Source organism: Intrasporangium sp. (assembly GCF_051961875.1).
Taxonomy (GTDB): Bacteria; Actinomycetota; Actinomycetes; order Actinomycetales; family Dermatophilaceae; genus Intrasporangium_A.
Genome location: NZ_JBQCCV010000276.1, coordinates 1 through 13,333 on the forward strand (window position 1 = coordinate 1; position 13,333 = coordinate 13,333).

13 protein-coding genes and 2 pseudogenes are annotated in these 13,333 nt (G+C 72.2%); 3 read left to right on the forward strand and 12 right to left on the reverse strand.

Annotated features, from left to right (window positions below; genetic code table 11):
• Window positions 1-512, forward strand: a pseudogene (locus tag ACTHJJ_RS17090) (hypothetical protein); the annotation flags it as partial.
• 80 nt (window positions 513-592) lie between these two features.
• Here ACTHJJ_RS17090 and ACTHJJ_RS17095 read toward each other — a convergent pair.
• On the reverse strand, window positions 593-1,507 hold the full coding sequence (locus ACTHJJ_RS17095) for a patatin-like phospholipase family protein (protein ID WP_440304148.1): 915 nt from the start codon (window positions 1,505-1,507) through the stop codon (window positions 593-595).
• Window positions 1,508-1,745: 238 nt separating this feature from the next.
• The gene (locus ACTHJJ_RS17100; protein ID WP_440304149.1) at window positions 1,746-2,975 is read right to left on the reverse strand and encodes a M48 family metallopeptidase; all 1,230 of its coding nucleotides are present in this window, start codon (window positions 2,973-2,975) and stop codon (window positions 1,746-1,748) included.
• Between the two features lie 46 nt (window positions 2,976-3,021).
• Between ACTHJJ_RS17100 and ACTHJJ_RS17105 the strand changes: the two genes are divergently transcribed.
• Entirely contained in the window at window positions 3,022-3,276 is a 255-nt protein-coding gene (locus ACTHJJ_RS17105) for a Smr/MutS family protein (RefSeq protein ID WP_440304150.1), read from the forward strand.
• A gap of 85 nt (window positions 3,277-3,361) precedes the next feature.
• Here ACTHJJ_RS17105 and ACTHJJ_RS17110 read toward each other — a convergent pair whose 3' ends face one another.
• On the reverse strand, window positions 3,362-3,877 hold the full coding sequence (locus ACTHJJ_RS17110; RefSeq protein WP_440304151.1) for a nitroreductase family protein: 516 nt from the start codon (window positions 3,875-3,877) through the stop codon (window positions 3,362-3,364).
• A gap of 53 nt (window positions 3,878-3,930) precedes the next feature.
• On the reverse strand, window positions 3,931-4,563 hold the full coding sequence (locus ACTHJJ_RS17115) for a dihydrofolate reductase family protein (protein ID WP_440304152.1): 633 nt from the start codon (window positions 4,561-4,563) through the stop codon (window positions 3,931-3,933).
• A gap of 149 nt (window positions 4,564-4,712) precedes the next feature.
• On the opposite strand from ACTHJJ_RS17115, the gene ACTHJJ_RS17120 reads away from it, so the two are divergent.
• Window positions 4,713-5,060, forward strand: a complete 348-nt coding sequence (locus ACTHJJ_RS17120) for a VOC family protein (protein ID WP_440304153.1) — start codon at window positions 4,713-4,715, stop codon at window positions 5,058-5,060.
• Between the two features lie 141 nt (window positions 5,061-5,201).
• Here the strand turns inward: ACTHJJ_RS17120 and ACTHJJ_RS17125 are convergent, their stop codons facing one another.
• The 8 genes and pseudogenes from ACTHJJ_RS17125 to ACTHJJ_RS17160 all read right to left on the reverse strand — a co-directional run.
• The gene (locus ACTHJJ_RS17125) at window positions 5,202-6,782 is read right to left on the reverse strand and encodes an NADH-quinone oxidoreductase subunit N (RefSeq protein ID WP_440304154.1); all 1,581 of its coding nucleotides are present in this window, start codon (window positions 6,780-6,782) and stop codon (window positions 5,202-5,204) included.
• Window positions 6,779-8,266 carry a complex I subunit 4 family protein gene (locus ACTHJJ_RS17130; protein WP_440304155.1) on the reverse strand — a complete coding sequence of 496 codons (1,488 nt, stop codon included), beginning with the start codon at window positions 8,264-8,266 and terminating at the stop codon, window positions 6,779-6,781. Before ACTHJJ_RS17130 ends, ACTHJJ_RS17125 begins: the two co-directional genes overlap by 4 nt.
• Window positions 8,257-10,320: an NADH-quinone oxidoreductase subunit 5 family protein gene (locus ACTHJJ_RS17135; protein ID WP_440304156.1), complete on the reverse strand. Its 2,064-nt coding sequence runs from the start codon at window positions 10,318-10,320 to the stop codon at window positions 8,257-8,259. The genes ACTHJJ_RS17130 and ACTHJJ_RS17135 overlap by 10 nt, the downstream gene beginning before the upstream one ends.
• A complete protein-coding gene (gene nuoK, locus ACTHJJ_RS17140; RefSeq protein WP_440304157.1) occupies window positions 10,317-10,679 on the reverse strand; it encodes an NADH-quinone oxidoreductase subunit NuoK in 363 nt (120 codons plus the stop codon). The genes ACTHJJ_RS17135 and nuoK overlap by 4 nt, the downstream gene beginning before the upstream one ends.
• The gene (locus ACTHJJ_RS17145) at window positions 10,676-11,197 is read right to left on the reverse strand and encodes an NADH-quinone oxidoreductase subunit J family protein (protein WP_440304158.1); all 522 of its coding nucleotides are present in this window, start codon (window positions 11,195-11,197) and stop codon (window positions 10,676-10,678) included. Before ACTHJJ_RS17145 ends, nuoK begins: the two co-directional genes overlap by 4 nt.
• Window positions 11,194-12,156 (reverse strand): 4Fe-4S binding protein, encoded by a 963-nt coding sequence (locus tag ACTHJJ_RS17150; RefSeq protein ID WP_440304159.1) that lies wholly within the window; start codon window positions 12,154-12,156, stop codon window positions 11,194-11,196. Before ACTHJJ_RS17150 ends, ACTHJJ_RS17145 begins: the two co-directional genes overlap by 4 nt.
• The gene (nuoH, locus tag ACTHJJ_RS17155) at window positions 12,153-13,118 is read right to left on the reverse strand and encodes an NADH-quinone oxidoreductase subunit NuoH (protein ID WP_440304160.1); all 966 of its coding nucleotides are present in this window, start codon (window positions 13,116-13,118) and stop codon (window positions 12,153-12,155) included. Before nuoH ends, ACTHJJ_RS17150 begins: the two co-directional genes overlap by 4 nt.
• A pseudogene (locus tag ACTHJJ_RS17160) lies at window positions 13,115-13,333 on the reverse strand (NADH-quinone oxidoreductase subunit C); the annotation flags it as partial. The pseudogene ACTHJJ_RS17160 and the gene nuoH, both read right to left, overlap by 4 nt.

Here is a 13,333-nt window from a genome sequence, read left to right on the forward strand (position 1 = left end):
CGACCGCGCTGAGGGCGGCCCGGATCTCGTCGGTCTTCTTCGTCGTCTCCTGCTTCATCACCCTGGCGACGCACGACACTGTCGGCTGGGTGACGATCGCGCTGGTCTGGCTCGGGCACGTCACGGTGACCGGCGCCGAGCTCTACCTGTCGGCTGCGAGCTGGTCGTTCGAGGCCGAGCTGATGGACCCGCGGCAGCGCGGCGCGTACCAGGGCGCCGCAGAGATGAGCGGCACGCTCGGGCGAGTCTGGGCCCCGGCCCTCTACACGTTCCTCGCGATGAACTGGGGCGCCACCGGCTGGCTGCTCATCGCCGGGATCATCGTCCTCGCCACCCTCGGCATCCACCCGTCGACCAGAATGGCGCGGCGATTCCTCGAGCAGCACGTGCCGGCCGACGTGCTCGCCGACGCCCGCGCGTCCTCGCCCGAGCCCGAGGAGGGCCTCACGGTCGGGCCGCCCTCACTCATCGCCACGGACGAGCCGGCAACCGCCCCCGACCCGATCCGGTGACCCTGCCGGGCCCCCATCTCGGCACGCCTGCCAGGTCGGGCCCGAGTGGACAAGGTCGTCGCGGGCGTCCCGGGTCGGCTTCAGCGCCAGAACTCGGCGAGTTGCTCGGCCAGGCCTTGGCCCTGGCCGTAGCCTCCTCGTGCGGCCTGCCGACGCGTCGCTGGATCCAGCGCATTGGCGTCGAAGACGTCACCCGCGCCGGCATCCGGGAACACGGTTTCCACCGCGCTGCCGCCCGCCCGAAGCTCGGCGACCTGGGTTGCGAGGTCCATGCCCCACTCGAGCGGCATGCGCGTCCGGCCGCCGAACGGTGACAGCACCAGCACGCGGCCGTATCCGGCCGCCAGGTCGGCGTTCTCGCTGCGTCGGTAGCCGCCGTTGATGTAGCGGTCCTCGCCGATCGGGTACGGCGTCATCGCCGAGGTGCTGGCGGCGACGGCGTCGACCAGGTCGATCCCGCTGTGGCGGTCGAACAGGACCGGCTCCCCGGTCCGCGCATCGACGGCCACGATGAGCACCTGCTGGTGCGGCCACTGCTGGCTGGGGAGCCGGGACGCGACGACGTCGCGCCACCGCGTCTGTCCAGGGCCGTGGGAGGCAGCGGTCTCGAGCGCCGCGGCGCCCATCCTGCGGCGCATGTCCGACGGATCCGTTGCGGACGCGATGATGCCGTTCGACCACTCCATGTAGCTCGGCCCCGACACGGTTGGGGCGCGTCGCTGGTCCGATCCTGCGCCGGCCCGTGGCGAAGGCACCTCGGCGAGGATGGCGGCATACAGCTCGCCCGGCCGTATGCCGCTGGTGATCTGGGCCGCCACCGTCGATCCTGCCGACGTGCCGATGATGAGGTCGGCCTCTGTGACGTCGAGCCCCGCATCGGCGAGGCCGGCGATGAGACCGAGCTCCCACGCGTTGCCTGCCGCTCCGCCGCCGGCAAGGACCAGGGCGCGTGTGTTGGGCCTGGTGCGCGAGGTCGAAGAAGGTGTTGTGTTCATGGGAGTCGCCTTTCGCGAGGGTGCCTGTCCGGCGCTCCCAATGCGGCTATCTCAGTCGCGCGATCGTGGACTGCGGGGGAGCACCCACTGCGGATACTGCGTCCATGGGTCTCACCTCCTGGCGGTCGATCACGATCGCCTGAACGCTAGCAGTCCGGCGACACGGTGCGCCTCGGCATTGCGACGGTTGCAGCGTCCCTGCCGAACGCGCGGGAAGGCCGCTGATGGGCCTAGGGGGTCAGGGGCTGCCGGCCGCCTCTCGCGCCGCGGCCAGGCGTTCGACGGTGTCGGGGTGGGTCGCGAACAGCAGGTACTCGAGGCGGGGCGGGTGGACATCGGCAATGTTGACCGTGGCCAGGCGCACCTGCATCGCGGCGAACGCGGCGGCGTCACCGGTCAGCTGGAGCGCGTGCTGGTCGGCGCGGGCCTCGACCCTGCGCGAGACCAGGCTCTGCAGCGGCCCGGTCACCAGTCCTGCCAGCGCCAGCCCGGCGAGCACCAGGCCGATCGCCGTCGGGGAGCCGATGGAGTCCACCCCTGCTCGGCGTAGGAGGCCACCCCACTGGCCGAGGAGGTACAGCGCCACGACCGCCGCAGCGGCGCCGATCGCCGCCAGCAGCGTGCCCAGTTCCGCGTCGCGGTCCGTGGCGTGGCCCAGCTCATGCGCGACGACACCGCGCACCTCACCGGCGGGCGCCTCGCGCAGGAGCGTGTCGTAGACCACGATCCGCCGGGTGGGGCCGAAGCCGGACACGTACGCGTTGAGCCCGGTCGTACGCCGCGATGCGTCCGCCACCAGCACCTCGCGCACCGGTATGCCGTCTCGAGCCGCCATCACGAGCAGCTCGTCGCGCAGCGGCCCGGCCGGCATCGGGGTGAACCTGTTGAACACCGGCTCCACGAGGACCGGGAAGACGAACGACAGCAACACCACCAGGGCCGCGGCACACACCGCACCGAACGCCCACCACCAGACCGGTGCGAGCCGGGTCAGCGTGTAGAAGCCACCGAGGACCAGGGCGCCCATCACCGCTCCGACCGCGCAGCTCTTGAGCAGGTCCACCGCCCAGCCGCCCCAGCCCTGGGTGGACAGCCCGTAGGCGCGCAACACCGTATGCCGCCACGCCGCAAACGGCAGGGACAGCAGCCACACGATCAGGAGGATGGCCAGGCCGCCGAGCAGCGCCTCTGCCAGCCAGTGGCCGCCGAGCGGCTGCGCCACCCACGCGACGATGCGGGCAGCGGCCGGCGTTAACCCGAGCAGCAGGGGTGCCACCAGCCCTGACAGGAGCGAACCGTACGAGCTCGGGCGCAGCGCGGCGTGCAGGTCCCGGCCCCTCGTGATCATGCCGTCGGGTAGGTCCCCCAACGCCGCCACGCGCGAGGCGGGGGTCGGCCTGGGCACCCGCCAGGGCACCAGCGCGGTCCCTGCAGCAGCGAGCGCGATGGCCAGCGCGACCAACGCCACCAACGCCCATCTGGCGCTGTCGGCCTGCGCGCTGGAGGATTCAGTCGTGAAGCTCAAGCTCGACCTGCACGAGATCTACAACAGGGGTGATGAGATCGAGCGAGCGCTCCGCGGCATCATCGACGAGGCGATCGAGAAGAAGGCGCCCCTCGTGGAGATCATCCCCGGGAAGGGCTCCGGTCAGCTGAAGAAGCGGGTGCTGCGCTTCCTGGATCGCAAGGACGTCAAGGCTCTCTACCACCGGGTCGAGAAGGACTCCGACAACTTCGGTCGCGTCTTCGTGCACTTCAAGTGGAAGTAGCGATCCGGGCCGGCTGTCGTCCCGCAGCAAGTCCCTGACACGTCGGATACTTGGGTATGCGCTCACCACCGGCAGGGCGCGAAGGTCACCACCGTCCGCGGTGCACCACCTCGTCGAAGGGGCGCCGGTTCAGCCGCCGGATCACGGCCAACGGCTTGTCTGCCGGGTAGCCCACGGACAGCAGATAGGCCAGGAACCGCCCCTCGGGAAAGCCCAGCACGGCCCTGGCTTGCTCCTGGTCGGTCGCGGCCGCATGGCCGGTGCCGACGCCCAGGTCGGCCGCGGCGACGGTCATCGCATAGGTCGCTTGGCCCAGGTCGTACTGCAGCAGAGCCGACTCACGATCGTCCTTCGGATCCGGCGCGACGATCGCGATCGCGGCCGCCGCTCCGGCGACATGCTTGGCGCCTTGCCAGACCTTGGCCAGCTCGACCAGCTGCGCCCGGTCCGTGACGAGCACGAAGTCCCACGGCTGCCAGTTGCCCGCCGACGGGGCACGACGCCCAGCCTCGAGAATCCGGTCGAGCGCCTCGTCAGCGACTGGCTGCTCGGTGAACTGCCGGACGTTTCGTCGCGCCCGTAAGGCATCCCAGGTCTCCACCGTCACATCTTGCGCCGCCCCGTGCCGGTGTGGCCACCATTGGGCGAAGACGTCTACGACACCTTGCGCGTGAAGGTGAGGTGGGTGACGCCGCTGGGGGACGAGACCGCCTCCACGTCATAGGCCTCCTCAAGGCCCTCAAGTCCGTCCCAGAGGCGGACACCGCGGCCGAGCACGATGGGGACCTGGACGAGATGCATGTGGTCGACGAGCCCCGCGGCGAGGAAGTCACGTATGACAGTGGGGCCACCCCCGATCCGGACGTCCAGTCCATCGGCTGCTTCGCGGGCCAGCTCAAGAGCCTCGGCCGGGCTCGCGTCGAGGAAGTGGAACGTGGTGCCGCCCTCCATCTCGAGCGGGGGCCGGGGGTGGTGAGTCAGAACGAAGGTCGGGGTGTGGAACGGCGGGTTCGGGCCCCACCAGCCTTTCCAGTCCGGGTCGTCCGACGATCCAGGCGGGCCGAACTTGTTCGCACCCATGATCTCGGCGCCGATGCCGGGACCATGGCGCTCGGCGAAGGCGTTGTCCACCCCGACGGTTCCGCCCGCGTCCCAGAACCGGGTGGCGAACATCCACTTGTGCAGTCGCTGGCCCGCATGACCGAACGGTGCCTCAAGGGTCTGCGGCTCGCCGGTGGCGAAGCCGTCGAGAGAGATGGAGAAGTTGTGGATCCGCGCGAGTGACATCAGCCCGATCCTAGGGCTGGTGCGACACGGTTTTGGGTCAATCACCAGCGGAGCCCGGCCTTGGCGTCGCGACGAGATGACGTGGTCCGTGGGGCCTCGCTCCCAAAAGCGGTTGTCGCCGGGGCCCTTGCCTGGTCTAGGTTCGGCGGATGGCCTTGGAATGGGAACAGGTAATCGTCCACTCGGAAGATCCGGCCACCCTGGCGCAGTGGTGGGCCGACGCTCTCGGCTGGGTCGTGGTCTACTCCTCGGCTGACGAGTTCGAGATCCGCCCGGCACCGGATCGTCTGCCGGGACTGGACTTCGTCCGGATCGATGAGCCGAAGAAGGCCAAGAGCCGGCTACATCTCGACTTCAGGCCTGACGACCAGGACGCCGAGGTGGCTCGTCTCGTGGCTCACGGCGCACGGCGCGTGGACGTCGGCCAAGGGGATGCAGCGTGGGTTGTCCTGGCCGACCCCGAAGGCAACGAGTTCTGCGTCCTGGCGGCGAAGTGATCCGCCCTCGCTGTCGCCACACGTCTGCGCCCGCCGACGTCGTCGCCTGAGTCAGGCAGCAGGACCCAGCGGTCACGCACGGGCAGAGCCGGGTCAGCGGCATACCGATCCTCGACGGGGCAGGCTGGCTGCGGCGACCGGTCAGGAGCCGAACAGGCCGAGCAGGAACTGCGGCTGCACGCTGACCACGAGCAGGACGAGCGCGCTCGCGACGAGCGCGACGGTGAGGGCGACCCGGCGGCCGGAACGGACCACATCGGGTGCGATCCCCTCCCCCGCGGCGACCGCCTCGGCCTCGCTCGGGTTGACGACCGGCCGCAGCCAGCGCAGGTAGACCGCGACGCCCAGGACGGCGTTGCCGGCGGCGATGACCGCGAGCCAGACCCAGCCCTCGACGATGACAGGCCGGAAGGCGACGATCTTGCCGACGAGCCCGATGACGCCGGGCGGCAGGCCGGCGAGGGACGTCAGGGCCAGCGCGAGCGCACCCGCTCGCCACGGGCTGCGCTTCCAGAGCCCGGCGTAGGCGGCGACGCCGAAGCCGCGGGCCCCGACCTCCCGGACCGTGCGGGCCACGACGGCGAACGCGACGAGGGTCGCGGCGACATAGGTGAGCAGGTAGATCGCCGCCGAGCGCTGCCCGAGCGCCGAGACGCTGACGAGGGGCAGGACCACCCAGCCGGCCTGGGCGACGGTCGACCAGGCGAGGAGCCGCACCACGTCGTCCTGGCGCAGCGCCATGATGTTGCCGAGCGTCATGCTGGCGGCGGCGAGGACGGCCACGGCGATGAGGCCCGGGGTGCTGAGGGCCGTGAGCGCCTGCACCACGACGAGGAGCGCGGCGAGCGCACCGACCTTCGAGACGGTGGCGAGGAACGTCGCAACGGCGGGGGTCGAGCCGGCGTAGGCGGTCGGCGTCCAGGCGTGGAACGGCACGAGCGAGAGCTTGAAACCGAGGCCGGCGAGGATGAGGACGAGCGAGAGGGAGAGGAGCCCGACGGAGGGATGCGACACCCCCGCCAGGGATCCCGTCGGGGGAAGCTGCCCTCCGGCGAGCGCCGCGTTCATGCTGAAGAAAGGCGCACCGGTCGCGAGGAACCACAGCGCCGCGCCGACGGCGAGCAGCGAGAACGACACGAGCGAGGTGACGAGCAGCTGCATGGCCCCGGCGAGGGCGGCCCGGGTGCCGGACAGCGCGACGAGCGCGATGACCGGCAGGGTCGCGAGCTCGAGGGCGATCAGCCAGGTCCCCAGGTCACGGCTGGCCGCGACGACGACGGTGCCGGTCAGGGCGGTGAGGAAGAGGATCGCCTCGATCGGCTCACGGGACACCTCGACCGGACGGGACCGGACGGCGGGCCAGGCGAGGGCGATACAGACGGCGGCCGCTAGCCCCGCGCCGAGCTGCAGGCTGCTGCCGAGGGCGCCGGCGCTCCAGAGGCACTCGGAGGCGGCCATGGCCGGGGAGTAGGGCGGCGAGCCGGTGACCGGGATGAAGGCGGCCCACGGCCCGGTCATGCAGAACGTCGTCCGGATCGCACCCGTCCCGCCGACCAGGCCGGGGACGGCGGCACCCGCGGCACCGAGCGACGCGACCGCGGCGACGACATACGGAAAGCCGCGCAGCCGGGGCAGGGCGAGGTCGGCGACGAGCACGACGAGGATGCCGGCGAGCGGGACGAGCGCGGGCAGGAGCGTGACGGCATCGACGCTGACGCTCATCGGCGCACCACCCCCAGGAGCCCGGCGGCGTCGAGGTCGGACAGGTGCAGCAGCAGCTGCGGGCCCACGCCGAGGACGACCATGACCCCGACAAGGGTCACGACGAGGCCGCGCCGCACGCCCGCGAGATCACGGACCGGGGTGGCCGCCGAGTCGCTGCCCTCCCCCGCCCAGACGATCCGGAGCACCCGGAGGGCGTAGCCGGCCGCGATCGCGAGGCCGACGGCCCCGACGACGACGCACGCCCGCAGCAGCGTGACCGGGCGGCCGGGCGCTGGGGACCATGCTGCATACAGGGCGAGGAACTCCCCCCAGAAGCTGACGAGGCCCGGCAGGCCGAGGGCAGCCGCGAAGCCGAAGACGAGGGGCACCCCGAAGCGGGGCGCCGTGTCGCGCAGGGCCGCCCGGGCCACGGCGAGGTCGGCCGAGCCCCACTGCTCCTTGAGGTCGCCGACCACGAGGAAGAGGAGCGCGGCGACGATCCCATGTGCGATGTTGCCGAAGAGGGCGGCCTGCAGGCCGGTATGGCTGCCGGACGCGAGGGCAAGCGCGACGAAGCCCATGTGGGCCACCGAGGAGTAGGCGACGAGGCGCTTGAGGTCACGCTCGACAAGGCAGGCGAGGCCTCCCCAGATGATCCCGACGACGCCGAGGATCGCGAGGATCGGCGAGAGCGTCGCGACGCCGGCGGGGACATTGGCGACCGCGAGCCGGACGATGCCATAGGTGCCCATCTTGAGCAGGACGGCGGCGAGCAGGACCGAGCCGGCGGTCGGGGCGATGGTGTGGGCGGCCGGCAGCCAGGTGTGCAGCGGCCAGAGCGGCACCTTGATGCCGAGGCCGGTGAGCAGCAGCGCGGCGATGGCGACCTGCAGTCCGTGGGAGAGCCGGCCGCCGTGCGTGGCCGCGAGCGCGTCGAGGTCGGAGGTGCCCTGGTGGTAGACGAGGAAGAGGATCCCGACGAGCATCAGCGTCGAGCCGAGGGCCGTGAAGAAGATGAACCGGCCTGCGGCGTCGGCGCGTACCGCGTCGGTGCGGTGGTGGTCGCCGAACCGCCGGATGAGCACCCACATCGGCACGAGGACGACCTCGAAGGCGACGAAGAAGAGCAGCGCGTCCCGGGCGAGGAAGGTGCCGAGCGCGCCGGCCTCGACGAGCAGCACGCACCCGAGGAGGGTCGACCGGGTGCCGCCCTGCGGCGGTGGTCCGTAGCGGGTATGGAGCACGACCCCGACGGTGAGCAGTGCGGTGAGCAGGATCAGGGCGATCGAGACGCCGTCGGGGGCAAGGTGCCACCGGATCCCGAGCGTGCGGATCCACATGACGTCGACGTCCAGGCGCAGGGCCGAGACGACGATGGCCAGCACGGCGGTCACCCCGGCCGCGACGAGGGCGACGAGGGTGTCCTGCTTCGCCGTCGGCGCCATGGCGAAGAGCACCACCGCCGCGACGAGCGGGATGAGCACGAGGACCGTCACCGCCATGCCGTCACCCCCAGGACCGCGACGAGGACGACGCCCACGACGACGCCGATGAGGGCCAGGGAGGGCACCGCTCGGTGGCTGCGCATCCCGGCCCGGCCGGCCGCGTGGGTCGTCGCGGCGAAGGCCCGGGGGTAGGCGTCGACGACGTCCCGGTCGAGGACGACGACGAGCCTGGCCACCGCGAGGACCGCTCGGCCGAAGGCGGCGTATGCCGTGTCGGCGCCGTAGCCGGCGACCGCTCCGATCCGGACGCGGGCGGGGACGAGCTCGGCAGCGTCGCGCTGGCCGCGACGGGACGCGACCCACACCGCCAGTGCTGCGCCCGCGATGAGGAGGACGGAGACCACTGCGGAGAGCCAGCCGACGTGGAGGCCGTCCTTGAGGGTGAGCAGCAGGAGCGTGCCGACGACGCTGAGCGCGGCGAGCACGGCCACGGGGACGGTGCGGAGCCAGGGCAGGACCTGGGCCGCGCCGAGCTTGTGCAGCCGGGACTCGTGCGGCTCGGTGTGGAGCGGGACGTGGTTGGGTCGGGCCGGCGGCGTCTCGTCTACCGCCTCGCCGTTCGCGTCCCAGGCCTCCCCCGCCTCGAGTGAGCGCTCCGCCCCAACCGTCACCGCAGCAGCATCTCCGTCGAGTGAGCGCTCCGCCCCACCGGTCACCGCAGCATCTCCGTCGAGTGAGCGCTCCGCCCCACCCGTCACGGGCTCCTCCTCGAGCGGCCCGTTCGCGGTGGTGATGGCTGGCGTGTCGAGGATGAACCAGGCGCGGGTGCAGTAGGCGGCGGTGAGGAACACGGTGGCGAAAAGCGCGATCACGACGACCCAGGCCCGGAACCCGGCGCCGTCGCCCACACCCTGCAGGGCGGCGTCGATGACGGTGTCCTTCGTGAAGAAGCCGACGAGCGGGGGCACCCCGGCCAGGGCGGCCAGTCCGATCGCCATCCCCCAGCGGAGCAGGCGGTCGCTGCGGCCCCGACCGGCCATGACCGCCAGCGCCGTCGACCCGACGATGGCGGCGAGCCAGCCTGCCCCGAGGAAGAGCAGCGCCTTGAAGAACGCGTGCCCGATGAGGTGGGCGATCCCGGGCCCGACGCCGACGGCCGCCGGGGCCACGGCCAGTGCCGCGAGCATGATGGCGACCTGGCTCAGCGTGGAGTACGCGAGCAACCGCTTGAGGTCGGCCTGGGCGAAAGCCAGCCCAGCGGCATACACCATGGTGATCGCGGCGAGCACGGCGAGGACGGTGCGGGCAGCGTCGTCGGGCTCGTAGAGGCTGAACAAGCGCGCGATGACGTAGGTGCCGGCCGCGACCATCGTTGCGGCGTGGATCAGCGCGGACGCGGGCGTCGGGCCCTCCATCGCGTCGGGGAGCCAGTCCTGGAACGGGACGAGGCCCGACTTGCCGGCGACGCCGATGACGACGCAGACGAGGCCGAAGGTCAGCAGCGCTGTCTGTCCGGGCTGGGTGATGACGGCGAGCAGGTCGGTGCTGCGCGCGCGGACCGAGAGGGTGACCAGCCCGACGACCATCGCCACATCGGCGACGCGGGTGACGAGAAAGGCCTTGTACGCCGCTCGACGGGCCGCCGCTCGCTCGCTGTCGTGGCCGATGAGCAGCCACGAGCACCAGCCCATGATCTCCCAGCCGACGAGGGTGAGGACGAGGTCCGCGGACTGCACGACGAGGAGCATGCCGGCGGCGAAGAGCGAGACCCCGGCGGCGAACTGCGGGTAGCGACGGTCGTCGCGCAGGTACCACACCGTGTACGCCTGGATCGCGAGGACGACGAGGGCCACGACGAAGGAGACCAGGCCCGAGAGCCGGTCCGACAGCAGGTGGAGCGGCACGCTGAGGTCGCCGAGGGGCAGCGCCCCCAGTGTCCCGACGTCGGTGGTCCGCAGCGGCGCGATCCACTGTGCGAGCGCGAGGACCGTGGTGGCTGCCGCGGCGCCGACGGCGATCGCCCGCGCGAGCGGGCGCGACCGGCCGAGCAGCAGCCCCGCGAGCCCGGCGAGCGCCGGGACCACGACGACGAGGCGGACCACCCAGGTCATGGCTCGACCACCCCATCGCGGGCGGCTGCGGCGGCTTCCGGCTCGTCCGGTGCCTCGGTGAGGTCGGGGACGGCGGTCAGGTCGATGTGTCCGAACCGGCGGAACATCACGAGGATCACGGCGAGCGCGATGCTGATCTCGGCGGCCGCGATGGTGATGACGAAGAGGGTGATGACCGACCCGGCCGCGAAGACCGAGCCGGGCCGCGTGCCGGCGGTGATGAGCAGGAGGTTTGCCGCGTTGAGGATGAGCTCGATGCCGATGAGGACGAGCACGGCGTTGCGGCGGGCGATGACGCCGTGGACGCCGAGACCGGCGAGGATCGCCGCGAGCATGACCGGCCACTGCAGGTGGATCATGACCGGGACCTCCTGCCGAGCACGATCCGCGACACGGCGAAGGCTCCGACGAGGGCGACGAGGAGCAGCACGGACAGCAGCTCGAAGGGCCAGACCCACGTGCCGAAGATGCCCGCGGCGATCTGTGGCGTGGTCACGACGGGGGTGTCGAGGTCGACCTGTTCCTCGCCGATGACCGGCAGCGCGGTGACCGCGATGAGGACGGTGGTCGCCGCGCCGAGCAGGGTGGCCGCGAGGCGCTGCCAGGCGGGCGCGTCGACGTCGGGCTGCGGGCCGATCGGCGCCCTGGTCAGCATGAGCGCGAAGAGGACGAGGACGACGATGGCCCCGACATAGACGAGCAGCTGGACGATCCCGACGAGCTCCTGGCCGAGGACGATGTAGCAGCCGGCCAGCGAGCCGAGGCAGACCAGCAGCCACAGGGCGGCATGGACGACGTGACGGGTGGATACGGCGAGCAGCCCGGCCAGGGCGGTGATGACGCCGACGAGGACGAAGACGATGTCCCGCGTCGTCACGCGCCACCGTCCGCGGGTGGGGCGGGCGGGGCGGGCGGTCTCTCCTCCGCGTCGGCGGGCGGTGTCTCCTCGGCCGGGGCGGGCGGTGTCTCCTCGGCCGGGGCGGGCGGCGTCTCCTCGGCGGCGGGGCCGGTGCGGCCGTGCGCCGCCGGGCCGGTGGCCCGAGGCGGACGTTCCGGTCGTGCGGCCCGCTCGGGTCGGGCCGGGCGCTCGGCTCCTGCCGGGCGCTCCGGTCGGGCCGGCCGGGCGGGCCTCGCGGCGGCGACCACCTCGGCCGGCTCCGCGCTGGAGGGGTCGAGCGCCGGCGGCGCCGGGACGGTGGCCATCCACTGGCCGAGCCGCTCCTTCTCGTGGAGCAGGTCGTGGATGTCGAGCTCGGCGTACTCGAACTCGGGGCTCCAGAACAGGGCGTCGAAGGGGCAGACCTCGACGCAGATCCCGCAGTACATGCAGAGGGAGTAGTCGATCGCGAACCGGTCGAGGACGTTGCGCTGCCGCGCCCGGCCACCCGGCGTCGCCGGCGGGATCTCCTCCTTGTGCGAGTCGATGTAGATGCACCAGTCCGGGCACTCTCGGGCGCAGAGCATGCACGACGTGCAGTTCTCCTCGAGGAGCGCGATGACGCCGCGGCTCCGGGGCGGCAGCTCGGGCCGCACGTCGGGGTACTCGTGGGTGTGCGTGCGCCGGGTCATCGTGCGCGCGGTCGTCGCGAGCCCCTGCACGATCCCGGGGAGTATGCCGCCCAGCCCGCTCCCGTTCGACCGGCCGTTCCGATCGCCCTCCACTGCCGCCGCGTGGCCGCCTTCGGTCGAGAGGCCGGTGTCCCGGGGGGTGAAGTCGACGATCGGGCGCTCCAGGTCGTCGACGGCCGGCCTTTCGACGGCTGCTGGCGCCTCGACGGCCGGTGGCCGCTCGTCGGGAAGTGGCCTCTCGGCGTTGGGGTCGTCGGAGGAGGTCATCGCATCATCACCACTCCCACTGCTGTGATCGCGAGCTGGACCAGCGCGATCGGGACGAGCCACAGCCAGGCGAGCCGCTGCAGCTGGTCCTCCCGCAGCCGCGGCCAGGACACGCGGAACCAGATGATGACGACGGCGACGACGAGGCCCTTGAGCAGGGTCCACAGCCACCCGATCGTGCCCGACCACGGGCCGGCCCAGCCGCCGAGGAAGAGCACCGTGAAGAGGAGCGACATGACGACGATGCCGGCGTACTCGGCGAGGAGGAAGAACGCGAACCGCAGCCCCGTGTACTCCGTGTAGGGGCCGAAGACGATCTCCGAGTCGGCGACCGGCATGTCGAACGGGGTGCGCTGCAGCTCGGCGAGCCCGGCGACGAAGAAGACGAGGGCACCGGGCAGCTGCCACAGCAGCCACCAGGGCGTCCAGGCCTGCGCGATCCCGACGAGCGAGAGCGTGCCGGCGGCGAGGGCGACGGACGCGACGACCAGGACCATGGGCAGCTCGTAGGACACGAGCTGGGCGGCCGCACGCATCGCCCCGAGCAGGGAGTACTTGTTGGCTGACGCCCACCCCGCCATGAGCGTGCCGACGATCCCGACCCCGATGACGGCGAGGACGAGCAGCCCACTGGCGTCGACGTTGGCACCCACCACGTTGGGAGACAACGGGATCAGGGCGAGCGCCACGAGATAGGGCACGAGGGCGACGCCCGGCGCGAGGCGGAACGCCCAGCTGTCGGCCCGCGCCGGGACGACGTCCTCCTTCTGGACGAACTTGACCCCGTCGGCGACGAGCTGCGCCCAGCCGTGGAACCCGCCGGCGTACATCGGGCCGAGCCGGCCCTGCATGTGCGCCATGACCTTGTGCTCGGTCTGGCCGACGAGGAGCGGCAGGACGAGGAAGCCCGCGAGGACCGCGATCGCGCGCAGCACCACCTCGAGCCAGCTGAGGCTGGTCATCGCGGCCCCCACTCCGGCGGTGGCACCCCGGGCGCCTGCACCCGCCGCCGCGACGGCGCGCCACGTCCCCCTTCCCCGCGCCCCTCCCCCGGCTCCTTGCCGCCGGGCCAGGGCTTGCTCGCGCGGGCCGGCAGCACGAACGACTTACGCAGCGGGGTGCCCTCGAAGCCGTCGGGCAGCAGCAGCGGCCGGAGCCCGAGCGAGGTCCCGTCGTC

Bases quoted from the DNA above. Each gene is read 5' to 3' on its own strand.
- ACTHJJ_RS17150 (WP_440304159.1), bottom strand. From the start codon at position 12,156: ATGACCTCCTCCGACGACCCCAACGCCGAGAGGCCACTTCCCGACGAG.
- ACTHJJ_RS17120 (WP_440304153.1), top strand. From the start codon at position 4,713: ATGGCCTTGGAATGGGAACAGGTAATCGTCCACTCGGAAGATCCGGCC.
- ACTHJJ_RS17115 (WP_440304152.1), bottom strand. From the start codon at position 4,563: ATGTCACTCGCGCGGATCCACAACTTCTCCATCTCTCTCGACGGCTTC.
- ACTHJJ_RS17130 (WP_440304155.1), bottom strand. From the start codon at position 8,266: ATGGCGGTGACGGTCCTCGTGCTCATCCCGCTCGTCGCGGCGGTGGTG.
- ACTHJJ_RS17135 (WP_440304156.1), bottom strand. From the start codon at position 10,320: ATGACCTGGGTGGTCCGCCTCGTCGTCGTGGTCCCGGCGCTCGCCGGG.
- nuoH (WP_440304160.1), bottom strand. From the start codon at position 13,118: ATGACCAGCCTCAGCTGGCTCGAGGTGGTGCTGCGCGCGATCGCGGTC.
- ACTHJJ_RS17095 (WP_440304148.1), bottom strand. From the start codon at position 1,507: ATGAACACAACACCTTCTTCGACCTCGCGCACCAGGCCCAACACACGC.
- ACTHJJ_RS17125 (WP_440304154.1), bottom strand. From the start codon at position 6,782: ATGAGCGTCAGCGTCGATGCCGTCACGCTCCTGCCCGCGCTCGTCCCG.
- nuoK (WP_440304157.1), bottom strand. From the start codon at position 10,679: ATGATCCACCTGCAGTGGCCGGTCATGCTCGCGGCGATCCTCGCCGGT.